This is a genomic window from Mycobacterium heckeshornense (assembly GCF_016592155.1).
In the GTDB taxonomy this organism is placed as follows: Bacteria; Actinomycetota; Actinomycetes; order Mycobacteriales; family Mycobacteriaceae; genus Mycobacterium; species Mycobacterium heckeshornense.
Genome location: NZ_AP024237.1, coordinates 111400 through 137510, shown reverse-complemented (window position 1 = coordinate 137510; position 26111 = coordinate 111400). Strand labels below are relative to the sequence as shown.

Sequence of the window (26111 nt, the reverse complement as noted above, 5' to 3'; positions counted from 1 at the left end):
GGGGGACGCCGATGAGGGTGGAAAGCAGCCCTGACAACGACGGGACGCGTCGGCACTGCCAGACGACGCGGGTCCGGCAAGCAAGACGGGACGGTGTACGTGAGAAACCAGCGTCTGAACGCTCCTCAAGTCTGTTCCCACCAGCTCGAATCTGGCGGATCTGGGCTGGGCAGCGGCGCACACTCGTATCACGGTGTGGTGCGGGGAACTCCGCGATCGGTTTGTACCGCCGGTCGGGAGGTCACGGTGAAGGCCCGCGGCGTAGCCGTGGCGATGCCGCAGGAGCATAGTTGGGCACCTCGCCCGTCGATCGATCTGACAGTGAACGTGGGAACCCACGCGGTGGTCCCCTTCCCGGAGCGCATCCAGCGTTTCGGCGGGAAGGTCCGTCGCCGGCCGATGCCGTCGTGTGGGGGCGGAGGATCCGTAGTAGTCCGAGTCCGGGAAAGCCGGTCACATGGCGAAGGGGTCCAGCTTGTTCGCGGTTGCCGAGCATTGCGCGAAGGTCGCTGGTGAATACCGGCGCGCCGTGGCCCGACGTCGATGAGGCGTGGCTGCGGGTACGCATGATGCAGCGGAAACTGCATCGTTGGGCGGTGGCCGATCCGGGCCGCCGGTTTGATGATCTGTTCAACCTCGTTTATGACCCAGCGTTCCTCGTCGTGGCGTGGAACAGGGTGCGGGGCAACAAGGGAGCACGCACGGCCGGGATCGATGGAGTGACACCGTCCTCCATCGATGACCGAGCGGTGCAACTCCTTGCAGAACTGCAAGGCGACCTGAAAGAACGCCGGTTCACACCGGTTGCGGTGCGGGAGAAGTTGATCCCCAAGGCGAACGGCAAGATGCGACGCCTGGGAATCCCGACCACCGCCGACAGGATCGTGCAGGCAGCGCTGAAGCTGGTGCTGGAACCCATCTACGAGGCGGATTTCAAGCCGTGCTCGTATGGGTTTCGGCCGAGACGGCGGGCACAGGATGCGATCGCCGAGATCCACCACTACACCTCGGGTAACAAGGGGTACGAGTGGGTCTTTGAAGCAGACATCACGGCCTGCTTCGATGAGATCTCGCATTGTGCACTGATGGATCGGGTGCGGATGCGGGTCGGTGACAAGCGGGTGCTCACGCTGATCAAGGCGTTCCTGAAAGCCGGGATCCTCTCCGAGGATGCGGTACATCGGGATACGCCGACCGGCACTCCCCAGGGCGGGATCCTCTCACCGCTGCTGGCCAATATCGCCCTGTCGGTTCTCGACGAGCACTTCATGCGTCAGTGGGAAGCGCTCGATACGAACTGGAAGCGCACCAAGCATCGGCGCGCCGGAGGCGCCACCTATCGGATCGTCCGCTATGCAGACGATTTCGTGGTGCTGATCAACGGCACACGCGCTCATGCCGAAGCACTATGGGATGAGGTCGAAGCGGTACTCGCACCGATGAGCCTGCGCTTGTCGGTCGAGAAAACCAGGGTCTGCCACATCGACGAGGGCTTCGAGTTCTTGGGCTTCCGCATCCAGCGGCGAACCAAACCGGGCAGCAGCAAGCGGTTCGTCTACACCTGGCCATCGAAGAAATCGCTGGCCTCGATCACCGGCAAGATCCGGAAACTGACGCGCCGCAACAAACATCACACACTCGCCGACCTGCTCCGGCAGGTCAACCCCGTGCTACGGGGCTGGTGCAACTATTTCAAGCACGGAGTGTCTAAACGCACCTTCTGCTACGTCGACCACTTCGCATTCATGCGGGTTGCGTATTGGCTGCGTAAACGACACCTCGGCCTGACCTGGGGAACGCTACGCCGTCGCTTCTGGCCTGACTGGCAGATCAGCGACCGACGTGTCGAGCTGTTCCGGCCACGATCGGTGACGGTCCTCCGCTACCGATACCGGGGCTCGAAGATCCCTGCACCATGGGCGAATTGGCCACCCGACACCGACACCGCACCAGCGGCATGAACAAGTGGAGAGCCGGATGCGTGGAGACATGCACGTCCGGTTCGGAGGGCGGGCCGCAGAAACCCACCGCGTCGAAAGACCGGCAGGGCGCTGCGGTCCGACCCCTACACACCAGCCGGCTCATGCACCGACTCGGACTGAAACCACCCATCGAATACGAGGCCGACTACCATGCACACCACAGCGGTCAGCCGACCGGCGCAAAGTAAACCGGTGTGCACAAAACCCAGGGCAATTCACCGGAATGGAGCCTGTTAGCTGTTGACCGTCTCTTTGGATGGCGACGACGGGGTGGCCATTCTTTATTGAGTCTTCCGGTGTGACGGTGGGTGTGGCGGCGGGGTTGATCTTGTTCGTGTGCACCGTCAGTGTGACGAGGAACTGGTGGGTGCGCGGCACCCGGCTGAAGTCTTGGTCGGCTTGCGGGGTGCGGTCGTGTCCCTGCGGCGGTGTAAAAGGGTTCGGACGTAGGTTCCCTCGAAGACGAGCAAGTCTGAGGGAAGGAGCCTACGTCCGTGTCGACGAGGTTATCGCCTGCGCAGCGGTTGCAGGAAGAAATGGATGGGGTGTTCGCCGGTGGAGAGGATCTGGCGGGTGCGATTGAGGAGGTGGCTCGGCTGGGTGCACGGTTGCTGTTGCAGACCGCGATCGAGGCCGAGGTGACCGCGTTTTTGGGCCGCGACCGCTACCAGTGGGCCGCGACCTGCGAGGACGCCCGTGCCGGGATGCGCAACGGCTAGTGCCCGACCACGGTGAAGACCACCGCAGGGCCCATCACGTTGGAGCGGCCGAAGGTGCGTGGCACCACCGAGCGGTTCGCCTCCCAGCTGTTCGGCATGGGGGTGAGCAAGACCAATGCGTTGGAGGCGCTGGTGATCGCCGGGTTCGTGCGCGGGTTGTCGGTCCGTGAGGTGGAGGCTACCCTGCTCGAGGCGCTCGGCGAGGCCGCCGCGGTGTCCAAGTCGACGGTGTCGCGGATCTGCGAAGACATCCGCGAGCAGTTCCAGGCCTGAAGTAGGCGCCGTCTTGACGGCATCGAATTGGAGTACCTGTTCCTCGACGGCAGCCATTTCAAGTACCACGCCCACGCCGCGGCGGAGCCGGTGCTGGCCGCCTGGGGCATCGACACCGACGGCAAACCGGTGTTCGTCGGGCTGGATGTGGCTGCCAGCGAGTCCGGCGACGCTTGGGAAGGTTTCCTCACCGGGCTCGGCGAGCGCGGCCTGGCCTGTCCGCTGCTGGTGATCTCCGACGGCGCACCGGGGTTGATCGGCGCGGTCGAGCGTACCATGGGCGCGGCGCTGCGGCAGCGCTGCCTTATTCATCGCGCCGGCAACCTTTTAGCAAAAATACCCAGGCACGCGGCTGCCGAGGTCAAGGCCGACTATTGGGCGATTTTCGATCTGCCCGACAACATCGAACCCGGCCTGGATGCGGTCAAACTCGCCCAGAACAGGATCGACGCGTTCGCCAAGCGCTGGCGCGACTGCTACCCGGGCGCGGTGCGTTGCCTGCTCGATGACCGCGGCTCGCTAACGGTCTATCTGCGATTTCCGCGCGCGCATTGGCCACGGGTGCGGCATTCGAACTTCATCGAGCGCACTGTCGGCGAGACACGGCGCCGGGTCAAGGTGATCGGCCGGCTGCCCGGTGAGCACTCCTGCCTCAAACTGGTGTGGGCGGTGCTTGATCGCGCCTCAGCCGGATGGCGCGGATTCACCATGACCCCGGCCGGGCTGCGGCTGCTGGCCGACCTACGGCGCACACTGCACGACCCACCGACTGAACTCCCACAAAGGAATCCGGAAACCCACACCGAAACAAGCGTGACGCCAACCCAACCTGTCAAGACGACCGCATAGCATCATGAATGCAGATGAGCGGAGTCCGACGCATGTGGAACAGCCTGCAAGGACATGATTTATTGAATAAATGTTGAATTGACGGCTGCCCACGTTTTTTTGCTGGAAGTTTCGTCAACCGGCGCAAACCGTGGGCGGAGTCGCGGTAGCGTCAGCCAAAGGCGGGTGTGGACATGGCCCCGGGAGGTTCGACGGCCAGTGCAAACGGGGAGTGGCTCGGCGTGGCCGTTGGTGGGCCGCGATGACGAGGTCCGCCAAGCGTTGGCGGCACTCGGGGACGACGCGAAATTTCAGGGCGTTGTCTTGGTGGGCGAGGCCGGGACCGGTAAATCGACACTGGCTCGTGCGCTCGCCGAGGCTGTCCAGTCGCGCGGGCTTGCGGTGCGGTTTGTGCTGGGCACCGAAACCAGCAAGGCGGTGCCATTGGGCGCGTTCTACTGGTTGATGACCCTCGATGCGGTGAGTGAACCTGCCGTGATGCTGGCCGCCGCGCAAAAGACTCTGGAGCAGCAAGAGAACCTGGTCCTCGTCGTCGACGACGCCCACTTGCTCGATCCGTTGTCGGCGACGTTGGTGTATCACCTTGCGGCCGCTGGCAGTGCGCGTCTGATCGTGACAGTCCGCTCGGGTAACTCCGTGCCTGATGCGGTGACAGCCCTGTGGAAAGAGCGAGTGTTGCTTCGTCTGCGCATCAATGCGTTCACCTGGCAGCAGACCGAGGAACTCGCTCGCACCGTGCTTGGCGACGTGGTCCATACCCGGGTCATCTACGAGTTACATAGCCGGACAGCGGGTAATCCACTGATGCTGCGCGGCCTGTTAAGTGCGGGCCGGGAGAGCGGTGTGCTGGTGCGCTCGGAACACGGCTGGCAGCTTCGAGGTGCGCTGCACGCAGGTGGCGAACTCTACGATGTTCTTGAGGTTCGCCTGCAATCCCTGGCCGCCGAAGAACTGGAGGCGGTAGAGGTTTTGGCCGCTGCGGAGGTCCTCAGCTGGGAGACCCTACGTGGGCTTTGCGATGCTGACGCGGTGGCCCATCTCGAGCGCCGCGGCATCATCCAGTTGGTTGCCGACGAATCACACACCGTGGCTCGGTTGGCTAACCCCGTCATGGGTGAAGTGGCACTTCGGCACGCCGGAGTGGTGCGCACGCGCCAGCTCAATAGCATTCTGGCACAACATCTTCGGAAGGAAATGCAGCCGCAGGAGCAGCGGCCGAGGTTGTCTGACGTGCGCACCCGAATACGGTTGGCCCAGTTCATGATACGAAGCGACCTAACGCCCGACCTCGACGTGATCATCGACGCGGCGGCGAGCGCGGTGACCATGTCCAACGTCGCACTCGGCGAGGAGCTGGCACGATTCGCGTTCGATCATAGTGGTGGCCTGTCGGCAGCCATCGTGCTGGCTGAGGCACTGGGCTGGCAGGGGCGAGGCGATGAGGCCGAGGCGATCCTTGCCGACGCCGACCCCAATGGTGCCGATGAATGGCTGACCGTGCAGTGGGGTTCGCTGCGTGCCGCCAATCTGTTTTTTAATTGCGGACAGGTCGAGCGGGCACGGCTGCTACTCACCAATATAAGAAATCGCGCCCGCTCCCAGGAGCCGGCCTTTCTCGTTACGGCAATCGCGGGGGCATTTGCGTGCTTCTGCGGTGACATCCCGACCGCGCTCGAGCTTGGGCTGCCCCTGTGTGCATCCGATCAACAACCGTTGACGACGACGTGGGCTGTCACGTCAACCGTCTGGGCGTTGGCGCTCGCCGGCAGGCTTGGCGAAGTTCACCGGATAACGAAGGCGCGGCGGGCACAGGTGCTCGGCCAGATTGGACCGCACCGGTTCGTCATGGGCTTGGCTGAGGTCGTGGCGGCGACGGTCGCCGGTGATTATCCGGCGGCCGAGCGCGTGTGGGAACGCTATGGCCCGACGATCACGGTGAGTCCCGAGGCGGACGCCTTCGTACACGCGATGCTCGGATTCGTCCAGCTTGCCCGCGGTGCGCTGGCGTCCGCATGTGCGGCGTTTCACGACTCGATATCGGCGATGTCTCATGGTTTCCCACCAGGCTGGTTGATGCTGGTGGCGGCCTGGTGCGCGCAGGCCGAAGGTGCGCGGGGAGACGGCGAGGCGGCCGCCGGCGCGCTGCGCCGTTCGGAGGAAGCCTACGGACCGCAGGTCGCGGTGTTCTTGCCCGAACTTGAGCTGGCCCGGGCCTGGGAGCGGGCATCCGTCGGCGAGACGACGGCCGCCCGGAGGCATGCGGTGCGCGCCGAACAGATCGCCCGACAATCGGGGATGTCCGCCATTGAGATGCGCGCGCTGCACACCGCTGTCCGCTTCGGCGATCGATCGTGCGCCGCACGGCTGGAGGAACTTTCCAGGACGCTGAACACTGCGCTGGCAGAGGCGATCGCTACCCAAGCGCGCGGCCTTGCCTACCGCGACGGCGACCTGCTCGACGCCGCGGCAGCTCGGTTCACCGATCTGGGGGCATTGGCACTTGCCGCCGACGCAATGGCTCAGGCGGCGGGCGAACATGCCCGCAAAGGCCACCGCAGCAAGGAGGTGGAGTCCTCGACCCGGGCGTACGGACTGGCCAGCCAATACGGACTGCGCACACCGACGGTCGAGACCGCGGCCCGCCCGCTGCCGATCACCGACCGGGAACGCGAGATCGCGATGATGGTCGTAGCCGGCCTCTCCAACCGTGAGATCGCCGATCGGTTGGTTGTCTCGGTGCGAACGGTGGAGGGACATCTCTATCGCATCTTCGCCAAACTCGGCATCAACAACCGCGACCAGCTCATCCACTTACTAAGTCTGGATAGGTCCAGGAGATAGGAAGACGTCAGAAGCGGTGCTGCACACCCCTCGTGTTCCACAACGCCGGCGTAGGATCCCGCGTAAGCTGCAGCGCAGCAGGTTAGGGGTTCCGGTGCACGCAGAGTCCGGGTCGGGGTCGGTGTGGCCGATGGTTGCCCGCGATGACGAGTTTCGTCGTGCGTTGGCGGCGCTTGACGCCAGCGCACAGGTTCGGGGTGTTGTGCTGGTGGGCGAAGCCGGGGTGGGCAAGTCGACGCTCGTTCGCACGCTTGCCAAGACCTTGGAGTCGGACAAGCGGACGGTGTGGTTCGTGTTGGGCACCGAGACCGGTCGCGACGTCCCGTTTGGAGCGTTCTACCGGTTGGTGCCCCCCGACACGGCGCATGAACCGCCGTGATGCTGGCCGCTGCGCAAAGATCCCTCGAGCAGGAAAAGAACCTGGTCCTCGTCGTGGACGACGCTCAGTTGCTTGATCCACTGTCGGCAACACTGGTGCATCAACTCGCTGTCAGCGGGGTTACCCGATTGATCGTGGTGATTCGCTCCGGTGAGGCGGTGCCCGACGCGTTGACGGCGCTGTGGAAAGAGCAGCTGTTGTTGCGGCTGGATATCAACCCGTTCACCCGGGCGTAAACCGGGGAGCTGAACCACCCCGTCATCGGTGAAACGGCACTTCGCCACGCCGGGGTAGTGCGCACACGGCAGCTCAATAGCTTGCTGGCACAACAACTTCAGAAGCAAATGCAGGCAGAAGAGCGGCGCTCGAGGGTGCCCGACGTGCGGACCCGGATTCAGCTGGCCCAGTTCATGATGCGAAGCGACCTGGTGCCAGACCTCGGCGTGATCGTCGGGGCAGCGGCGAGTGCGGTGGCGATGTCGAGCCTCGTTCTCGGCGAGGAGCTGGCCCGATTCGCGTTCGATCATGGTGGTGGCCTGCCGGCGGCGCTCACGCTGGCTGACGCACTGAGTTGGCAGGGCCGCGGCGGCGAGGCCGAGGCGGTGCTTGCCGACGTCGACCCCGATGGGGGTGTATAAGTTAAACGGTGTAACTCCTGAGACAAAAGGAGAGCACTGTGACTAATGTGATCACCGACGAGAAGGGCGTCGAAGCGCCGGACACCGGCGTCGTGGATCTGGATGAGTTGGATCAGCAGCTGGTCGGTCAGTTGGTGGATCGGGCCCGCTCACAGGGGCTGCGGTTGACCGGGGAGGACGGGCTGCTGGCCCAGCTCACGAAGACCATCATCGAGTCTGCGGCCGAGGGCGAGATGGACGATCATCTCGGCTACGCCAAGCATGATCCGGCCGGCCGCGATGGCGGCAACTCTCGCAATGGCACCCGCACCAAGCAGCTGCTGACCGACGTCGGGCCGGTGGAGGTCGCGATACCTCGGGACCGGGATGGGTCGTTCGAGCCGCAGATCGTGCGCAAGCGTCAGCGCCGTCTTTCAGGGATCGACGGGCTGGTGATTTCGTTGTCCGCCAAGGGCTTAACTCACGGCGAGATCGCCGCGCATCTGGCCGAAGTGTACGGCGCGCAGGTGTCCAAGCAGACCATCTCGACGATCACCGACCGGGTGATCGAGGCGATGAGCGAGTGGTGCAACCGGCCGCTGGACCCGGTGTATCCGGTGGTGTTCATCGACGCGATCAACGTCAAGATCCGTGATGGCAACGTCGCTAACCGGCCGATCTACATCGCGCTGGGCGTCACCGTCGACGGCACCCGCGATGTGCTGGGGCTGTGGGCCGGTGAGCACGGCGACGGGGAGGGCTCCAAGTATTGGCTGCGCGTGCTCTCGGAAATCAAAAATAGGGGCACCCAGGACGTATGCATCGTGGTGTGCGACGGCCTGAAGGGCTTGCCGACCGCCATCGAAGCCGTGTGGCCTCAGGCGATCACCCAGACCTCATCTATTAACAATGGATCGGCCGGGATGGTCTCGGCGTTCACCTGCACCACCACGGGCAGGGCCCACGCAAACGCGTCACCTTCGAGGTCCACATGCAGACCTGTCCGCCCGTGGTGGCTGCGGGGCGTGGACCGGCCAGCGAGAGCAGCGCCACCGCTGTGGGCGGTGAGTGCCGAGATGAGGTTCCGGGCAGGCCTCGCGATCGCAGGGTGAACCTTTCACATTGAAAGGGATCCAAGTGCAATGAATCAGAGTACTCTGCAACGGCCGAACAGCTTCTGGTGTGGGATCGACTGGGGCGGGCGCTTCCATCACCTGTGTGTGCTGGATGGCACCGGCCAGCAGCTGCTCAGTCGCAAGGTCGCTCACACCGTCGATGGTCTGGCCGTCCTGGTCGGGTTGATTGCTTCGTTCACCGGTGCGGTCCGGATCGCGATCGAGCGGGCCGAAGGGCTACTGGTCGAATATCTCCAGCACCACTGCGATGCCGAAATTTATTGCGTGTCACCGAAAATCTCGGCGCGAGCACGCGAACGCTATCGGATGGCGGCCGCCAAGTCCGACGAATTCGATGCCTATGTGTTGGCCGATACGTTGCGTCACCAGTATGCCCAGTGGCGGCCGTTGGCCGTTCCGTCGCCGCTTCTAGCGGAGCTGACCGCAGTGAGCCGCGATCGTCAACGCATCCTGGATATGCAGGTGGACACCGAGAATCGACTGCGGTCAATCTTGGATGCCTATCATCCGTGCCCGTTGCACCTGTTTTCTGCACTGGACCGGGACATCACCCTGTCCTTCATCCGCAGCTATCCCACTCCCGTGCAGGCGGGCCGGATCACCGCTGCGCGGATGGGCGCGTTCACGTCCCGGCACGGCTACAGTGGCCGGCACAAACCCGAGACACTTGTCGCCCGGATGCAGCCGCATCTGCTATCGGCGAGCGACGGCACCGTTGCTGGCAAAGCGTTGGCGGCCAAAGCATTCACCGAACAACTGGCTCTACTCAACACCCATTTGCGAGCCCATGACAAACGACTGGGCGAACTGCTCGAGGCGCACCCGGACACCCCGATCTTCACCAGTTTCCCCGGCATCGGACCGGTCACCGCCGCCGTGTTGATCTCCGAAATGGGTGAGGAGCGCAGTCGTTTTCCTTCGGCGCCGTCATTGTTGGCAGAGACCGGCTTGGCTCCGGTCACCAAGGTGTCCGGGCGCACACGTCAGGTTCGCTTCCGCTACGCCGCCAACCGGCGGATGCGGCACGCCATCGACTGGTGGATGTTCGTCGCCGTCCGTGAAGACCTCTGGTCGGCCGACATCTACCAACACGCCCGCGCCGCCGGCCAACCACACCATCGTGCCCTGCGTGGCCTGGGCGCCCGCTGGTGTCGCATCTTGTGGCGCTGCTGGCACGACCACAACCCCTACGACCCGGCCATCCACCACCGCGCCACCGCCGCCTAACAACCCCACCCCGCCCCCGCGCTGAGCAAAGTCAGCCAGCCGCGGCGATCAATCATGCCCACGACCCGAGGTTGACAGCGGGAGTCTGCGTAATACACCTGTTGCGCAACAGCTTTCGCTACACCTCCAAGAGGGACTGGGCCGCGATCGCCAAAGACCTCAAGCTGGTCTACACCGCGGCCAGCGAGTCAGCGGCTTTGGACGCGTTCGCCGCGTTCACCGAGACCTGGGGCCAGCGCTACCCGGCCATCATCAAGCTGTGGGAGAACGCCTGGGCCGAGTTCGTTCTCTTCCTGGCCTTCGACAAGGAAATCCGCAGCGTGATCTGCACGACCAACAGCATCGAAAGCCTAAACTCAAGGATCCGCAGGGCGGTCAACGCCCGCGGCCACTTCCCGACCGAGCAGGCCGCGCTCAAGTGCGTCTACCTGGCGATCATGAGCCTTGACCCAACCGGCAAGGGCCGCAAGCGCTGGGTCAACCGATGGAAAGCACCGCTCAACGCCTTCGAGATCGCATTCCCAGGGCGACTAACCCAAGGCCGAAAATAACAGTACAACAACCAGTTACACCGTTAACTTGACAGCCTCATCGGGCCTCCTGGGGTAGGTGGTAACCGTTGTTGCGGGTTGAGCTTGCTGTGAAGGCTGGTGTCGGCCTGCGACGGATTCGGTGGTTGATGTGTCGGCTTGCTGGAGCGAATCATCGAGGCTATTGCGGAATCTGCGGTGCGGCAGGGTTTCCCGTGGTCATGCGGGCGCGACTTGCCAGCCTTGGCCGGTGGCTCGGCACAGTCCCAGCGCACCGAGGCGGGCCAGGTTGACCGCGGCGGCCAGCAAGGAGAAGTCGGCGGCGACCTTCGTAGTGCCGCGCATCCGGGCGCGACGCCCGCCGTGGCGGCGGCGCATCAGGTGAGCGATCTTGCGCTCCACTTTCGGTCGGGTCGCTTTGTATTGGGCGGCCCAGGCGGGATCGGCCTGGGCGGTGCGGGCGCGGGACAGTTGCGCCTCGTAGGCGCCGATGCGGATGGTGCGGCCGGCGGCCGAGCCGGTGCACTGGGCGGCGAGCGGGCAGGCCGCGCACGCCGCGCCGAACACAGCGGTGCCGCCGCCGATCTTGGCCGGGCGGATCGGCACGGTCACCGCGTTCGGGCAGCTGACCGTGCCGGCATTCAGATCGATGGCGAAGCGGTCCTTGGCGAACCGACCACCTGGTGCGGTCGGTGGTTGCACCTTCGTAAAGATCTGCGCGCCCGCGGTTTCCAGCCTGGCCAACAGCGGTCCCGCACCGTAGGCCGCATCGCCGTACACCGCCGGGCCATCCCCGCTGCGGGCAGGGCTCTCGGATGCGGCCGCACCGTCGGCGTCTGGATTCGGGTCATCGTCGCCGTCGTCACCCGCACCTGCGTCGGCGTCGGTGACCTCGGGCAGGTCGTCGGCCAGCAGATCGGTGGCGGGCTCGGCGTCCCCGGCGTTGGCCGCACCCACCTCGGTGGCCGTCACGATCTCGGCGTCCGGATCGATCGCGATGTGCCCCTTGTAGCCGTCGAAGCCGCGCGCTGAGGTCTTGTGTCCGTGACGCGCATCCGGGTCCACCGTGGAGATCACCCGATCCGCAGCGACCCGGCGCGCGAGCCGGAACACCCCGTCGGTGTCACGGTCGAGATCCTGACCGACCACGGTGGCCAACAACCGCGCCGCCTGCTCGGTCTCCGCACCCAGCTTCCGCTCCTGCAGGCAGGCCGGCAGCGCGTGCGCGTCGCGGGCCAACCCATCCACCAACGCCTCCCGTGCCGGCGCATCGTCGTAGTCACACACCGGCTTGCCCGCGCTGATGTAGTCGTCATCGCGGCCCAACACCGCCCGCAGTTGGGGCTCCAGCTCCGCGTCGGCGACCTTCAACAGCCCGCGGATGGCCGAACGGATCAACGTGACCGTGTCCATCGTGGCCACCGCGTCATACAGCGGGGTCGAGTCCAGCACCCGCCGCCGGCCCACCAGCCCCGCCGCCTTGGCCGCCTCCAACGTGACCTCGAAGATCCGATTCGGCCGGTCCGAGCGGGCCAGCCGGGCCCGCATGTCCACCAACACGGTTTCCACAAACCCCGGATAGTCGAAATCCAGCCCGCCGGCGGCGTATTTCCACCGGGCGTCGAACGCAAACCGATCCACCGCCTCCCGATCCGAGAGGCCCTCGATCCGCTGCAGCACCATCACCACCGCCACGATCATCGGCGGCACGCTGCGCCGACCCACATCGGTAAACAGATCGGCGAACAGCTCATCCGGGAACAAGGCGAAGCACTCCCGATGCAGCACACCATAAATCGAGTCCGGTGGGACCCGCCCATCACAGAAATGCGCCGTCGACCGCAGCAGATCCGCCTGAGTAGGCGTCAGTCCCAACGTCACCCGATCATTCAACTCGAGCAGCCGCGATCAGCCGGTCACCGCCACGCGAAAAACACCAACCACCTAGTGACGGTGGCGGCGGTGTTGTTGTGCTCATGGTTGGCCCCGATCCCCGTCGAGCAGCGCGGCGATGCGCTCAGCGATGTGCGCGGCGAACCAGGCGGTCGTGTCCGCGGCGCGGTAGCGGCCGAAGAATCGGTCGAAGTCGGCGCGGGTGTGTTAGTCGGCGTCTCCGAGCCAACCGGCGAACTCGCCGATCAGCCACGCCCACTCGAACAGTTCTCCGGCCGCCACGCCGGCCAGCTGGTCGCGATCGTCGGTGCCGTCGGTGTTGAGCAGGATCGATGTGGTCTTCGATAAGATGTCGAGGTAGGCCATTGTTAGTTCCCCTTGACTTCCGCTGCGGTCGTGCAATTCGGCATGAGGGCACAGCTAACGGCATCCGCACGCAACCGACTACTCAGGGCGGCCTGGTGCCTGAGTGTGATCGCTTGGCTCCAAGGGCAATTCGGGCTCCTCGCTGATCCATTCGAGCAGTGCATGCAGACCGTCCTCAAGCCCCCACTTCGGACGCCAGTGCAGTTCGTTCATCGCTGCCTCGATGCTGCAGCTTGCGGCACGTACGTCACCGTCGCGGAATTTGGCTACGACGGTCGGTTCGGGAGCGTCGCACATGGCGGCGATCGTGCGAGCCAGCTGATGGATGGTGGTCGCTGTGCCCGACCCTATGTCTAGGCAGCGTGACTCGGTCGCGGGCCTCTCCAGCGCGGCGAACACCGCGTCGACGACATCGTCGATAAAGACGAAGTCGCGAACGATGCGGCCGTCCTCGTAGACCTCAGGCGGGCGTTGTGCGCGCGCTAACCGCGCGAACAATGCGACTATTCCTGTGTAGGGGTTGGTCAGCGACTGGCCCGGCCCGTAGACGTTCTGCAGACGCAGCACACTGAGATTGGCGTCATGGGCGGCCGTCCAAGCAGCCAACAGATGCTCTTGAGCGAGTTTGGTCGCGGCGTAAATGTTGGTCGGCCGGGGCTCGGTGTGGCCTGCGCAGCTCGGTAACGGGAGCGCGGGTTCACCCGTGGGGCCCACCGGATCCCAGATACCAGCCAACAGCCGAGCGTGGCTGCGCGGCCGCGGATAGAAGACTTCGTCACCGGCTTGCCAGGCGCCCTCGCCGTAGACAGCCCGTGACGACGCCAGGACGATCTGGTGCGGTACCAGCGCTGAGCGGCTCAGGGCGTCGAGAAGCTGAGTGGTGCCCACCACGTTTACCAGGCCGTGGCGCGTGGCCTCGGTGAGCGACTGCGCCGTTCCGGTCTCGGCCGCCAAATGCACGATCTGGGAAGGTTGAAACAATCGAAGCACCGCATCCCAGTCGGGCGCATGGGTGACATCTCCGGTGAAGAATCGCACGGACGGCGGCAGGTCGATCGCTTGACGTCCGCCGTGCACCTGGGGGTGCAAGACGTCCATTACGGCGACGTCATAGCCGGCTTTGACGAGACGACGCGACAGAGCTGACCCGATAAATCCCGCCCCACCTGTGACAAGCACGGATGTCGACAAACGCCAAAGCCTCCGGTTCCTCTTGGGAGGAAGTTAGGCGACCGGCACGGGTTCCCCAAGAGTGTGGTCCGGTCGATCATATCGGCTCTTCAATCTTAAGCGGGCAGGTAGCCCGTTGATCTTGGTCGGCGTGTCTAACGGCTGAAGGCCCTTGGCCTTCTGAAGTCTGAGTGTTGCTACGCATTCAGGCCGGGAAGGAGCCAAGGGCTATGTCTGACGCTACGACAGTGTTGTTCGGGGTGTCAGGAGTACGGGTTGAGCGGGCCAAGTCCAGAGGCGTGGTGTAAGAGTTCGCTTCGCGTGACTCTTCGGTGGCCAGTTTAGGCGGTCAGTGCCGGTGTGGTGGGGGGGGGTTGCTGGTCGGCGGGCTGGTTGGTCAGCACTGCCCTTGCCCGGGTCAGGACGTCGAGGCCGAGGTAGCGGCGGCCTTCGATCCATTCGTCGTGCTGTTCGGCTAACACGGCGCCGACGAGGCGGATGATGGCGGTGCGGTCGGGGAAGATGCCGACGACGTCGGTGCGACGCCGAACCTCTCGATTTAGTCTTTCCTGGGGGTGGGCTTGACCCCGTTTGGTGGACACAGGGTCAGGCGGCTTGTGCCGTCTGAGTGAGTCGGTCTTCGAACTCGACCGGCCTCATCATAGCGAGGGCCGAATGACGTCTGCGTCGGTTATAGACCCGCTCGATCCAGTCGCCCACGGCGAGCTTGGCGGCCGTCTTGGTTGGCCACAGGTATCGGTCGTAGAACTCGACTTTCAGTGTGGCCCAAAACGATTCCTGCTGAGCATTGTCCCAACACACCGCGGTGCGGCCCACTGAACGAGCCAGGTTGTGCTCGCGGGCGAACCGCGCGAGCTGTGCTGAGGTGTACTGACAGCCGCGATCCGCGTGCAACACGACCTGCTCCGCAAGCTCGCCGCGCATCGCCACAGCCATCTCCAGCGCGGCCTGAACCAGATCGGTGTGCAGGTAATCGTCGATGGCCCAGCCGATCACCCGCCGTGAGCAGCCGTCGCGGACGGCGCACCGATAAAGCCAGTCCTCACCCGTGCGCAGATAGGTGATATCGCTGGTCCACACTCGGTTGAGGATCCCGGTGTCGAAACGACGCTTGACCAGGTCTTTAGGCACCGCAGCATCCAGGTCAACCACCGTGGTGGCCGGCGCGAACCGGCGCGGACAGATCCCCGCCAAACCCTGCCGGCGCAGTGAGGCCGCCCCCGTCTTGCGCGAGACCCGCTCACCGTCGTCGTGTAGATCGGCCAGGATGCGCGGGGCGCCGTAGACACCGTCGGAGGACGCGTAGAACTTGGCGACCTTGGCGTCCAGCTCGGCGCGCCGCTGCTGTGCCGGAGTCGGTCCGCGATCGCGGGATTTACGCCACTTGTAGTAGCCCGAGCGCGACACCTCCAGCAGTTCGCACATCCGCTTAACCGGGTAGGTGGCCTGCTGCGCCTCGATCACCCGGTAGGCTTCTACCGGTTGTGTTCGCAGACGAAGAAGGCCGCGGCTTTTTTCAAAAACTCACGGTCCAAACGTAATTCGGCGTTCTCTTTACGCAGACGCTCCAACTCCGCGCGTTCATCAGCATCTAACACCGCGCCAGTATCACCAGCCGAAGCCGCCTGGCGTTGCAGGCGCACCCAACGCCCCAGCACTTGATCACCCACACCAATCTCAGCCGCCACATGAGCCACCGGCCGACCGGTCTCAATCACCAGGCCGGCAGCCTGCTGCTGCGCGCCGCCCGCGTGCTCGCCGGTAACCAACACGCCCGGGCTCGGGGATCGACGCTACGCCGCAAGATCATCACCGTCCCAGCCCGGCTGGCCCGGCCCCAACGCCGCCCAGTCCTGCATCTGCCCACCCACTGGCCATGGTCGAAACACTGGCTTGCGCTATGGCACAACACGATTGGACGCTCACCACCACTGCCCGAAACAGCCTGACCACTCCGCCGATAACGGCCCGACCGGAGACCATAGGAAAAGCTGGGCACACCAGCAGTTACTTCACGCCCACAACCAGAGGATCAAGATCAACGAATCCAGACACCACTCAACTCAACCCGTCGGTGGATCAAGGCTTAGCTTAGTCAAGTGCGTCAAGCAGTGTCGCCACCGCATCGTCCGCGAACTTCTGCGCGGTCGGCTGTGACACAACGTCGTCGATATACGTGAAATTCCAAAATAATTGGCCATGGACGGTACCGGCCGCCGCCATAAGGTAGCCGCCGATTGATAGGCTACCCGCGCCCTGCCCGCCGGACAGGGACCATTCGCCGATGCGCGCTGGGAGGAAGTCGAGGCGACCGACGTTCGTCAGGCAAACATTGGAGGTAACACCGAGGCGTTCCATCAGGCGAATGGCGCGATCGCTGGTGTCGAGCGACGCGGGGCACACATACCGCACAGCGTTCTGCTCCGCGAGATGCTGACCGAATCGGATGCGTCGACGCATCGACCGGTTGACCTGCTGGGCGATCGACCACAGATCCCGGCCACCGCCGAAGCGCACGATCGACGTCAACGAGGACACGAAGGCACCTGCTTCGTCGAAGGGAACCGGGGGAACCGCTGCGGCGCGGGTGTCGACCGGTGATGTGATCCCTATCCAGCCCGAATCTTTCTGCGCGACTACCGGTCCGATCGCCATCGCCATCGCCGCCACCAGTGCGCCGGTTACGGTGACACCTTCGGCATGGCAACGGCCGATCAGTGCATCCAGCTGACTGCCTGACAGGTTACGGCACAACAGTCTGGTCCGGCGCTGGGACGCCGGGACGGGTGTCTCCGGTCGCAGCCGTCGCGGCCGGGTGATCGCAGTGGCGAGCCCGTCGGCGATAACGCTGCTCGCGATCCTGGCGATGCCCCGGACACCGCGATAGCGGGCGGGCAACCGGTCTTCGGGGGCGCCGACCGCCGACCGTGAGATCGTCTGGGTGTCGCCAGGTGACCGGTCCAGGCGGTCGGCGTGCTCGAGCAGTCTGAACATCAACCAAATCACCGTGAAACCGTCGGCAACGATATGCGACCCGGTCAACACCAGATCGTGCACGTCGCCGGAGTTCCCCGCCACGTGCACAATACGGACCAGCGGACCGGTGTGCCAGTTCAGTGACGTGGCCAGCTCGTAGCTGTCGACCTGCCGTTGCCATTCGGCGTCGTCACCCCTCACCGTGCGGATGTCGATCGGCCGCGCGGACGGCAGGAAAGAGGGATTGGTTCCGTCGGCGTCGGTCGTGATCGCTACCCGCAGTACCGGGTATTCGGCGGCCAGCGCAGCCGCCGCCGCTTCGAGCAGGTCATGCGAGATTTGCCCATGAAGACGCACTCGCGCAACAACGTTGAGCGGCGAGAGCTGATCGGCGATCCAGTACCACCGTTCCTGCGGGCTCAACGGGCGGCGCAGCTGCGGGGTCACAACGCGGTCCACGCCATATCAAACCATATTTTCACCGCATTCGATGCGATAGCCGCGGATCTTGACCTGCTCATCGGCGCGCCCCACATACACCAGCTGGCCATCCGCGCCCACCGCACCAGATCCCCGGTGCGATACATCCGCGCCCCCGGCCCCCGAACGGACACGCCACAAACCGCGACCCGGTCAACCCGGCCCGCCGCCAATACCCGCACCCCACCCCGGCACCGGCCACATACAACTCCCCGACCACACCCGGCCGGCACCGGACGCAACCAGCCATCGAGCACAAACAACGCCGCACCGGACACCGGCGCACCGATCGGCGGCACCCCCGATCCCGCCGCCAATGGGGCGCTGATCGCCACACACATCGTGGTCTCGGTCGGGCCGTAGGCGTTGATCATCACCCGCCCGGGCGCCCACCGATCCACCAACTCGGCCATGCAGGGCTCAGCCGCCACCATCAACGCCACCGAGTCCAACCCCTCAGCCGAGAGGCCCCCACCGCAGACGGGGTTGTTTTGCGTTTGAGTTAATGAGCCAAAGCCGGTCGAAAATACCCAGCCACGCGTGGGCGTCTTGGACACGTTTGGAGGCTGGCGACCATCGCCGCCACCAACAGCACGCTGTATCGGGCCTATCTGCTCAAAGAGCAACTGTGCGAACTGTTTCGGCTCAAAGGCCAAGCCGGGCGACAGCTGCTGGCCGGGTGGCTGTCGTGGGCGTCGCACTCGCGCATCCCCGAGTTCGTCGCCCTGGCCCGAACCATCCGCCGCTACCGCAGCCTCATCCTCAACACCCTCGACCACGGCCTGTCCAACGCCCGCGCCGAGGCCACCAACAACCACCTACGGGCATTGACCAAGCGCGCCTATGGGTTTCATAGCCTCGACGCGCTGATCGCCATGGCCCTGCTCACCCGAGGCGGACTCTGCTCCGTACTACCCGGACGAGCAACATGAAACCACACCCACGGAAAGGTCAGAAGATTCCCCACTTCGCGCTGATTGTTGCGCGTCGCTGAAGATGACGATGAGGGCGTCATCGATGTTGACGACGATCCGATGATGAGAACGGCCCCGCTCGGTGTGGTGAGCGGGGCCGTGGTGGGCGTGGTGACGGAGTGCTGGTCGGGTTGATGCGGTGCTGGTCGTGTTGACGTGAATCAGGTTCAGTCCGCGGCGGTTTCGCTGATCGCGATGCGAGCGGCCTTTTCGTCGACGATGGCGTGATCGGCGGCGAACGCGGCGGTCAGCGCGTGCAGGGCCAGGTTGTTGACCGCGCGGGGGTGACCGCGGGAGGCGTTGTGGATCAGCCCGATGGCGTCCTCGGAGAAGAGGGTGTCGGAGCGTCCGGCGATTTTGCAGTGATGGCGGATGTAGTCGGCGGTGTCGGCGCCGTTCATCCCGGCGATGGTGTAGCGGACTGCGATGCGCTGATCTAACGCGGCGAGCACCCCGAGCCGGAGCCGGTGGCGCAGGCTGGGTTGGCCGATGAGCACGACGGCGAACGGGGATCCACTGTCCATCTCGTGGTTGGTCAAGAGCCGGATCGCTTCGAGCTGGTGGTTATCGAGTAGGTGGGCCTCATCGACGACCAGCACGGGATTGCGGCCCCGTTCGGCGTGTTCGGTGGCCAGCGCCTCGGCGGCTTGGGGGGCCAGGGCTGATTTGTGATAGGCGGGGGTGTGCCCGAGCGCGGCCACGATGTGGGTGAGCATGCCGCGCACCCCGATGGTGGGGTTGGCCAGGTAGATGAACACGTGCCGAGACGGATCCAGGTTGGCGGTGGCCGCCCGCACGGCCACGGTCTTGCCCGCGCCGACCTCGCCGGTGATCACTCCGATCGCACGCTGGTCCACACACCAGGTGATGCGGGCGACCGCCTCACCGTGGCCGCTATGGCGGTGCAGCATGGCTGGCGCCAGGTCACGTCCGAACGGCATCCGGGTGAATCCCCAATGTGATTGCAGCCGTTGGATACTCACGCCGACACCTCACCATCGTGATCGGCGTCGCCGCTGGGTGCAAGGTCGTCGAGGGATAGCTGGCCGGCAATCTCGCTGTCCTGGCCGTAGAGGGCGTGATAGCCGATGCGTTCGTCGCGGCGTAGCTGCTCGTGGTGAGCGGCGGCGGTCAGCGCCAAATAGTCGATCCCCGTCGCTGCCGGCGGCTCGAGCTCGGGTGTTTCCGGTTTGGCCTTGGGGTGGGTGTGGCGAGAGATGCTGTGCGGCAGGGCTTTGCCGAAACTCTTGTCGCGGTAGCGGACTTCGACGGTTTCCAGGTCGAATGGGGAGAACACCAGCTCCACCTTGCGCCCAACCAGGGCCGCGTCGACCTGGTAGGTGTTAGCGTGCAGCGACACGGTGGCGGTCTTGGTCACCACGCGGTATTCGGACCACAAAAACGCCTCGGTCAAATCATCGGCGGTCGGCATGGCCGGGGTCCGCCCGAGCCGGTCCCAGCCGGCCTCCCACCGATCCAGCGGGCTTTGCCCGGTCTCGGTATGGGTGCGGCGGTGATATTCGGTTTCCACCCAGGCGACGAACAGCCGGTTAAGCTCCAACAACGCGGTGGCGTGATCGACCCCGGCGGCAGCGAGGTCTTCGGTGCTGGTGTCAGTCACCTCCACCAGGAATTGTTCGCGTACGGTGCGAAAGAATCGTTCGATCTTGCCCCGACCTTGAGGCCGACCTGGTTGGGAATGAACAAGGCGCACCCCGAGTTTCGCACATGCCCGCAACAACCAGGCGTCACAAAACGCCGAGCCGTTATCGACATAGACCGAGCCAGGCACCCCGTGGGCAGCCAGTGCGGGGCGCAACGCTGCGGCCAAGCGCACGGTGTCTTCGGCGAAGCCAAACCGGTAGCCGGCCAACAACCGAGAGTGATCGTCGATGAAGGCGAAAAGGTAGGTCTTGCGGTCGCCAACCCGCGGGCCGTGCAGAGCATCGCCGCACCACAGCTCATTGGGGTCGGCGGCCTCGAACCGGCCGAACACCCCGGGTAGCTCGCCGGTGGCCGGGCCCATCAACTCCAGCCGGTGAAAATGGCGTAGCAAGGTGGACTCCGAGGGCGCCCACCCGGTCGCGGTGCGCAGGATCCGAGCCACCTGTGTGGCGGTGCGGGTCGGATTCTCCCGCTTGAGCGACGCGGCCAGCTCCAGCACCTGCGCGTCGGTACGCGCGGCCAGCCGGCGCGGCGCGGGCACCAGCGCCTCGAACCCGCCGGACCGGTAGCGGCGGATCCAACGGTCCAGCGTCTCCCGCGAGATCCGCACCTGATTGCCGAATGGGTCGCTATGGGTACCGGCGGCGATCTGGCGCACCAGCTTGCCGCGCTGCTTGGTCGATAACCCCGCATCTAGGGCCGGACAGATCAGCTGATAGCGGAACAACCCGATTGCTTGGGCTCGCTCGCGGCGCTTGTGCTCCTCCAACGACATCTTCTCGGTTTTCCTCTCCAATCGAAGGCCCTGCCCGAAACCGTTGCCGCGCAGGTGCCTTGGTGAGGATCACCGATCACGCCGCTTACGCGTCAGGGGCGATTCGTGTTGTGCAGCCTCAGCGCCGCGGTGGCGACCAGCGCGGTGCCAGCAGCCGACCACCACTGGCCGCGACCGCTACCCGATCTGGCGTCACCGCGCCCAGCAACCCACCCGCACCGAAGCGGAACCGGATCGCCACGGTCGCGGTCGCCACCGCGGCCAACGCATCCCGCCACGCACAACCCGTCCCATCCGGGATCACCACGTCCACCCCGGCGGCCACCGCGACACCGATAAACCACGACCGGATCACCTCCAGCCGCTGCGCCGCCCGGCGCAGCCAACCCCGCACCGTCGCCGCCGGCACCCCCACATCCGCGGCGATCCGGCGATGCCCCAACCCCTGAGCACGAGCTATCAACGCGGCCCAAATCCGTTCCGCTGCATACGCTCTACGCAACAACACAGTCACCGGCAACAACACGTGGGTCACCATGCACACTCGGCATCTCGCCCGCCGCGGCCGCACCACATCATGGACCATCCCGGGTTTCGTGCACACCTTCTTTTGAGGGAAGGATGGCACGATGGCAACGAGGTACGACCAGGACATGAAGGCCAAGGCGGTCTGGCTGGTCCGGGAGCATCGCGACGAGTACGACACCGAGTGGGCGGCGATGCGGGCCATCTCGGCCCGGTTGGGGATGAGCGCGGAGACCCTGCGCAAGTGGGTGCGCCAGGCCGAGATCGACGACGGCCAGGCCGCTGGGGTATCGACGGCGGAGAGCCGGGAGTTGCGCGAGCTGCGTAAGAAGAACCGTGAGCTTGAGCAGACTATCGAAATCCTCAAGGCGGCAACAAGTTTCTTCGCGCGGGAGAGCGACCCGCGACACCGTTGATTTGTGAATTCATCGCCGAGCATCGTGCTCGGTTCGGGGTCGCTCCGATCTGCCGCGTGCTGAGCGAGCATGGCTGCAAGATCGCCCCGAGAACCTTCTACGCCTGGCAGGCTCGCCCACCATCGAAACGGGTCTTGTGGGACATGACGGTCGCTGAGATCCTGGCCGGCTACTACACCCCCGATGCTGATGGTCGCCGCAAGCCCGAGTCACTCTACGGTGCGGCCAAGATGTGGGCTCACCTGCAACGACAGGGCATTCCGGTGGCCAAATGCACCGTGGAGCGTCTCATGCGGGCCAACGGCTGGCAGGGGGTGCGGCGGGTCAAGAAGGTCCGCACTACCGTGGCCGATCCCGCCGCGCAGCGGGCACCGGACCTGGTGGATCGCACCTTCGCCGTCGATGCCCCCAACCGGCTTCTGGTCGCCGATTTCACCTACGTTCGCCTGGTCACCGGGGTGTTCGTCTACACCGCGTTCGTCGTCGATGCCTACGCCGGGCGGATCCTCGGCTGGGCGTGCTCAACGACCAAGCACTCGTGGTTCGTCGAATCGGCGATCCGTCAGGCCGCAGCGCTGCGGGCCCGTGAAGGCCACCCGCTGGCGGGGTCGACGATTCACCACTCTGATGCCGGGTCGCAGTACACGTCGGTGCACTGCGGGGAGACGATCATGCTCGCCGGCATGAAGCCGTCGATTGGAACGGTCGGAGACGCCTACGATAATGCGTTGGCGGAGACAATAATTGGTCTCTATAAGACCGAAGCGATCCGGAAAGACTCACCGTTCCGAACCGGGCCGCTGCGCTCGGTGCACGATGTCGAGCACCTCACCGCCGACTGGGTCCACTGGTACAGAGCGCCACGAGGCGCTGTGGGATCGAATGGAGGTGAGAATCCTTCGTCTGTCCGCTGTCGCGGCAGCGGGTTGAAGCTGGGGGCAGCCTGATTCGGGGGACGCCGATGAGGGTGGAAAGCAGCCCTGACAACGACGGGACGCGTCGGCACTGCCAGACGACGCGGGTCCGGCAAGCAAGACGGGACGGTGTACGTGAGAAACCAGCGTCTGAACGCTCCTCAAGTCTGTTCCCACCAGCTCGAATCTGGCGGATCTGGGCTGGGCAGCGGCGCACACTCGTATCACGGTGTGGTGCGGGGAACTCCGCGATCGGTTTGTACCGCCGGTCGGGAGGTCACGGTGAAGGCCCGCGGCGTAGCCGTGGCGATGCCGCAGGAGCATAGTTGGGCACCTCGCCCGTCGATCGATCTGACAGTGAACGTGGGAACCCACGCGGTGGTCCCCTTCCCGGAGCGCATCCAGCGTTTCGGCGGGAAGGTCCGTCGCCGGCCGATGCCGTCGTGTGGGGGCGGAGGATCCGTAGTAGTCCGAGTCCGGGAAAGCCGGTCACATGGCGAAGGGGTCCAGCTTGTTCGCGGTTGCCGAGCATTGCGCGAAGGTCGCTGGTGAATACCGGCGCGCCGTGGCCCGACGTCGATGAGGCGTGGCTGCGGGTACGCATGATGCAGCGGAAACTGCATCGTTGGGCGGTGGCCGATCCGGGCCGCCGGTTTGATGATCTGTTCAACCTCGTTTATGACCCAGCGTTCCTCGTCGTGGCGTGGAACAGGGTGCGGGGCAACAAGGGAGCACGCACGGCCGGGATCGATGGAGTGACACCGTCCTCCATCGATGACCGAGCGGTGCAACTCCTTGCAGAACTGCAAGGCGACCTGAAAGAACGCCGGTTCACACCGGTTGCGGTGCGGGAGAAGTTGATCCCCAAGGCGAACGGCAAGATGCGACGCCTGGGAATCCCGACCACCGCCGACAGGATCGTGCAGGCAGCGCTGAAGCTGGTGCTGGAACCCATCTACGAGGCGGATTTCAAGCCGTGCTCGTATGGGTTTCGGCCGAGACGGCGGGCACAGGATGCGATCGCCGAGATCCACCACTACACCTCGGGTAACAAGGGGTACGAGTGGGTCTTTGAAGCAGACATCACGGCCTGCTTCGATGAGATCTCGCATTGTGCACTGATGGATCGGGTGCGGATGCGGGTCGGTGACAAGCGGGTGCTCACGCTGATCAAGGCGTTCCTGAAAGCCGGGATCCTCTCCGAGGATGCGGTACATCGGGATACGCCGACCGGCACTCCCCAGGGCGGGATCCTCTCACCGCTGCTGGCCAATATCGCCCTGTCGGTTCTCGACGAGCACTTCATGCGTCAGTGGGAAGCGCTCGATACGAACTGGAAGCGCACCAAGCATCGGCGCGCCGGAGGCGCCACCTATCGGATCGTCCGCTATGCAGACGATTTCGTGGTGCTGATCAACGGCACACGCGCTCATGCCGAAGCACTATGGGATGAGGTCGAAGCGGTACTCGCACCGATGAGCCTGCGCTTGTCGGTCGAGAAAACCAGGGTCTGCCACATCGACGAGGGCTTCGAGTTCTTGGGCTTCCGCATCCAGCGGCGAACCAAACCGGGCAGCAGCAAGCGGTTCGTCTACACCTGGCCATCGAAGAAATCGCTGGCCTCGATCACCGGCAAGATCCGGAAACTGACGCGCCGCAACAAACATCACACACTCGCCGACCTGCTCCGGCAGGTCAACCCCGTGCTACGGGGCTGGTGCAACTATTTCAAGCACGGAGTGTCTAAACGCACCTTCTGCTACGTCGACCACTTCGCATTCATGCGGGTTGCGTATTGGCTGCGTAAACGACACCTCGGCCTGACCTGGGGAACGCTACGCCGTCGCTTCTGGCCTGACTGGCAGATCAGCGACCGACGTGTCGAGCTGTTCCGGCCACGATCGGTGACGGTCCTCCGCTACCGATACCGGGGCTCGAAGATCCCTGCACCATGGGCGAATTGGCCACCCGACACCGACACCGCACCAGCGGCATGAACAAGTGGAGAGCCGGATGCGTGGAGACATGCACGTCCGGTTCGGAGGGCGGGCCGCAGAAACCCACCGCGTCGAAAGACCGGCAGGGCGCTGCGGTCCGACCCCTACACACCAGCCGGCTCATGCACCGACTCGGACTGAAACCACCCATCGAATACGAGGCCGACTACCATGCACACCACAGCGGTCAGCCGACCGGCGCAAAGTAAACCGGTGTGCACAAAACCCAGGGCGATTCATCACGCAGTCCCTCGATCTGACGGGCCCGGGCATACCCCCAGCCACCCAGCACCCCGTCCCCGCATGCCGGACACGCGATCTCCCCAGCCGCCAACCGGGACTCGACGCGGACAACATCAGCCTCTACCGTCACCATCGGTGCCTCCGAGCACTACAGCGCGGCACCCCGCAAGCCGACCAAGACTTCAGCGGGGTGCCGCGCACCCATCAGTTCCTCGTCACACTGACGGTGCACACGAACAAGATCAACCCCGCCGCCACACCGACTGTCACATCGGCAGACTCAATGAAGAATGGCCACCCCGTGGTCGCCATCCAAAGAGACGGTCAACAGCCTGATCGTGGGAACGCTTGCTGGGGTAGTCATACCGGCCTCACAACTCTAGAATGGAAAAGTCATCGGATATTGCTTTCAAGGCAGTCCTTGCTGGACGGCAGTGCACGTCAAGCGGGGCGTCGTCCTGGGCGGCGCAGGGCGCGCAGGTCCTCACGGCAGGCACAACTGTGACACTACGGTTACCCGTCACCGACGGTGGGCTAATGCGCCAGCTAGCATGAGTTGGCGGCGTACCGCAGGGCCGGAGAAATGTCATCTAAGCTGCGCTCACTTCGGTTCGCTGCGGCGGGCACTTTGGTGAGAGAACGGGCACCCAGCGGCTGATCGATTCTGGCTGAGCTTGAACTTGGCCTCGATGCGGGTGATCAACACTTCCACTCCCACAATGGCGCGTAGTTGACCCTGATGAACTGTGGCGGCGCGTCATCCACGGACCTGCGGTGACGACCTCGGGCATGCGTGGGTCCGGTAGTCGATGCGGCGTCGGGTCAAAGGTGATTTCGATGGCTTCTGCGTGGGTGCCGTGATTACGGCGTGGGTGCCGTGATTACGGTAGGTTGCGTTGCGTCACCGCCGGTGTAGCCGACCGGGGTGGATACCACGTCTGGCCGCTTGCGGATCACTTCCCGCATACCCCACAGAAGCAGCCGCCGGCCAGGATCGCCCCGCTGTAGGTGGTTATTCGTGTCCTTCTTCACGATCTATCCAAGGGCGACGCCCACCGCAGCCAGTTCTGCCCGGAAGACAATGTCCAAACCCATGCTGTCGGGCCGGCATCGGCTGCGGCCAACTGACGAGATCGACCGGCC

Annotated in this window: 14 protein-coding genes and 9 pseudogenes; 11 read left to right on the top strand and 12 right to left on the bottom strand. The window is 64.8% G+C overall.

What is annotated here, in order from left to right:
* Positions 1-512: 512 nt before the first annotated feature.
* The 7 genes and pseudogenes from ltrA (MHEC_RS00610) to MHEC_RS00570 all read left to right on the top strand — a co-directional run.
* Positions 513-1961: a group II intron reverse transcriptase/maturase gene (gene ltrA, locus MHEC_RS00610; protein ID WP_048893872.1), complete on the top strand. Its 1449-nt coding sequence runs from the start codon at positions 513-515 to the stop codon at positions 1959-1961.
* 515 nt (positions 1962-2476) lie between these two features.
* A pseudogene (locus MHEC_RS25180) lies at positions 2477-3823 on the top strand (IS256 family transposase).
* A gap of 231 nt (positions 3824-4054) precedes the next feature.
* On the top strand, positions 4055-6664 hold the full coding sequence (locus MHEC_RS00590) for a LuxR family transcriptional regulator (protein ID WP_048893826.1): 2610 nt from the start codon (positions 4055-4057) through the stop codon (positions 6662-6664).
* Between the two features lie 130 nt (positions 6665-6794).
* Positions 6795-7669: pseudogene (locus tag MHEC_RS00585) on the top strand (AAA family ATPase); the annotation flags it as partial.
* A 104-nt stretch (positions 7670-7773) separates the two neighbouring features.
* Positions 7774-8568, top strand: a pseudogene (locus MHEC_RS00580) (IS256 family transposase); the annotation flags it as partial.
* A 234-nt stretch (positions 8569-8802) separates the two neighbouring features.
* A complete protein-coding gene (locus tag MHEC_RS00575; protein WP_071700283.1) occupies positions 8803-10023 on the top strand; it encodes an IS110 family RNA-guided transposase in 1221 nt (406 codons plus the stop codon).
* Positions 10024-10106: 83 nt separating this feature from the next.
* Positions 10107-10574 (top strand): annotated as a pseudogene (locus tag MHEC_RS00570) (transposase); the annotation flags it as partial.
* Between the two features lie 198 nt (positions 10575-10772).
* On the opposite strand, the gene MHEC_RS00565 reads toward MHEC_RS00570, so the two are convergent.
* The 5 genes and pseudogenes from MHEC_RS00565 to MHEC_RS00545 all read right to left on the bottom strand — a co-directional run bounded on the left by MHEC_RS00565 (position 10773) and on the right by MHEC_RS00545 (position 15775).
* Complete coding sequence (locus MHEC_RS00565) at positions 10773-12434, bottom strand: transposase (RefSeq protein ID WP_053094071.1); 1662 nt, start codon at positions 12432-12434, stop codon at positions 10773-10775.
* Positions 12435-12653: 219 nt separating this feature from the next.
* Positions 12654-12812, bottom strand: a complete 159-nt coding sequence (locus MHEC_RS23845) for a hypothetical protein (RefSeq protein WP_162838793.1) — start codon at positions 12810-12812, stop codon at positions 12654-12656.
* A 78-nt stretch (positions 12813-12890) separates the two neighbouring features.
* Positions 12891-13991 (bottom strand): NAD-dependent epimerase/dehydratase family protein, encoded by a 1101-nt coding sequence (locus MHEC_RS00555; RefSeq protein WP_048893747.1) that lies wholly within the window; start codon positions 13989-13991, stop codon positions 12891-12893.
* A 332-nt stretch (positions 13992-14323) separates the two neighbouring features.
* Positions 14324-14560, bottom strand: a pseudogene (locus MHEC_RS00550) (transposase); the annotation flags it as partial.
* Positions 14561-14588: 28 nt separating this feature from the next.
* Positions 14589-15775, bottom strand: a protein-coding gene (locus MHEC_RS00545) for an IS3 family transposase (protein ID WP_099869514.1) whose coding sequence is annotated in 2 segments (ribosomal slippage) — positions 14589-15508 and positions 15508-15775 — 1188 coding nt in all. Because the reading frame shifts where the segments join, the coding sequence is not laid out codon by codon here.
* On the opposite strand from MHEC_RS00545, the pseudogene MHEC_RS00540 reads away from it, so the two are divergent.
* Positions 15737-15952: pseudogene (locus MHEC_RS00540) on the top strand (IS1380 family transposase); the annotation flags it as partial. The gene MHEC_RS00545 and the pseudogene MHEC_RS00540 sit on opposite strands and share 39 nt — an antisense overlap.
* Positions 15953-16094: 142 nt before the next feature.
* Here the strand turns inward: MHEC_RS00540 and MHEC_RS00535 are convergent.
* Entirely contained in the window at positions 16095-17438 is a 1344-nt protein-coding gene (locus MHEC_RS00535) for a phthiocerol/phthiodiolone dimycocerosyl transferase family protein (RefSeq protein WP_048893745.1), read from the bottom strand.
* A gap of 18 nt (positions 17439-17456) precedes the next feature.
* Positions 17457-17965: pseudogene (locus MHEC_RS00530) on the bottom strand (AMP-binding protein); the annotation flags it as partial.
* 60 nt (positions 17966-18025) lie between these two features.
* On the opposite strand from MHEC_RS00530, the gene MHEC_RS00525 reads away from it, so the two are divergent.
* On the top strand, positions 18026-18391 hold the full coding sequence (locus MHEC_RS00525; RefSeq protein ID WP_200902229.1) for a transposase: 366 nt from the start codon (positions 18026-18028) through the stop codon (positions 18389-18391).
* Between the two features lie 209 nt (positions 18392-18600).
* On the opposite strand, the gene MHEC_RS00520 is transcribed toward MHEC_RS00525, so the two are convergent.
* From MHEC_RS00520 to MHEC_RS00510, 3 genes are all read right to left on the bottom strand, one after another.
* A complete protein-coding gene (locus tag MHEC_RS00520; protein WP_235434982.1) occupies positions 18601-19374 on the bottom strand; it encodes an ExeA family protein in 774 nt (257 codons plus the stop codon).
* Between the two features lie 38 nt (positions 19375-19412).
* Positions 19413-20873: a DDE-type integrase/transposase/recombinase gene (locus tag MHEC_RS00515; protein WP_099869216.1), complete on the bottom strand. Its 1461-nt coding sequence runs from the start codon at positions 20871-20873 to the stop codon at positions 19413-19415.
* A gap of 118 nt (positions 20874-20991) precedes the next feature.
* Positions 20992-21411 (bottom strand): sigma-70 family RNA polymerase sigma factor, encoded by a 420-nt coding sequence (locus MHEC_RS00510; protein WP_330849073.1) that lies wholly within the window; start codon positions 21409-21411, stop codon positions 20992-20994.
* A gap of 91 nt (positions 21412-21502) precedes the next feature.
* On the opposite strand from MHEC_RS00510, the pseudogene MHEC_RS00505 reads away from it, so the two are divergent.
* Both MHEC_RS00505 and ltrA (MHEC_RS00500) read left to right on the top strand, forming a co-directional pair.
* Positions 21503-22680 (top strand): annotated as a pseudogene (locus MHEC_RS00505) (IS3 family transposase); the annotation flags it as partial.
* A gap of 596 nt (positions 22681-23276) precedes the next feature.
* Positions 23277-24725 carry a group II intron reverse transcriptase/maturase gene (gene ltrA, locus MHEC_RS00500; RefSeq protein ID WP_048893872.1) on the top strand — a complete coding sequence of 483 codons (1449 nt, stop codon included), beginning with the start codon at positions 23277-23279 and terminating at the stop codon, positions 24723-24725.
* Between the two features lie 187 nt (positions 24726-24912).
* Here the strand turns inward: ltrA (MHEC_RS00500) and MHEC_RS00495 are convergent, their stop codons facing one another.
* Positions 24913-25101 carry a hypothetical protein gene (locus tag MHEC_RS00495; RefSeq protein WP_414018089.1) on the bottom strand — a complete coding sequence of 63 codons (189 nt, stop codon included), beginning with the start codon at positions 25099-25101 and terminating at the stop codon, positions 24913-24915.
* 685 nt (positions 25102-25786) lie between these two features.
* Positions 25787-25984: pseudogene (locus MHEC_RS00490) on the bottom strand (peptide-methionine (S)-S-oxide reductase); the annotation flags it as partial.
* Positions 25985-26111: the final 127 nt, after the last annotated feature.

Excerpts from the sequence above, each read along its gene's own strand:
- MHEC_RS00515 (WP_099869216.1), bottom strand. The coding sequence starts at position 20,873 with ATGTCGTTGGAGGAGCACAAGCGCCGCGAGCGAGCCCAAGCAATCGGG.
- MHEC_RS00575 (WP_071700283.1), top strand. The coding sequence starts at position 8,803 with ATGAATCAGAGTACTCTGCAACGGCCGAACAGCTTCTGGTGTGGGATC.
- MHEC_RS00510 (WP_330849073.1), bottom strand. The coding sequence starts at position 21,411 with ATGGTGACCCACGTGTTGTTGCCGGTGACTGTGTTGTTGCGTAGAGCG.
- MHEC_RS00520 (WP_235434982.1), bottom strand. The coding sequence starts at position 19,374 with ATGCCGTTCGGACGTGACCTGGCGCCAGCCATGCTGCACCGCCATAGC.
- MHEC_RS23845 (WP_162838793.1), bottom strand. The coding sequence starts at position 12,812 with ATGGCCTACCTCGACATCTTATCGAAGACCACATCGATCCTGCTCAAC.
- MHEC_RS00495 (WP_414018089.1), bottom strand. The coding sequence starts at position 25,101 with ATGGTGACGGTAGAGGCTGATGTTGTCCGCGTCGAGTCCCGGTTGGCG.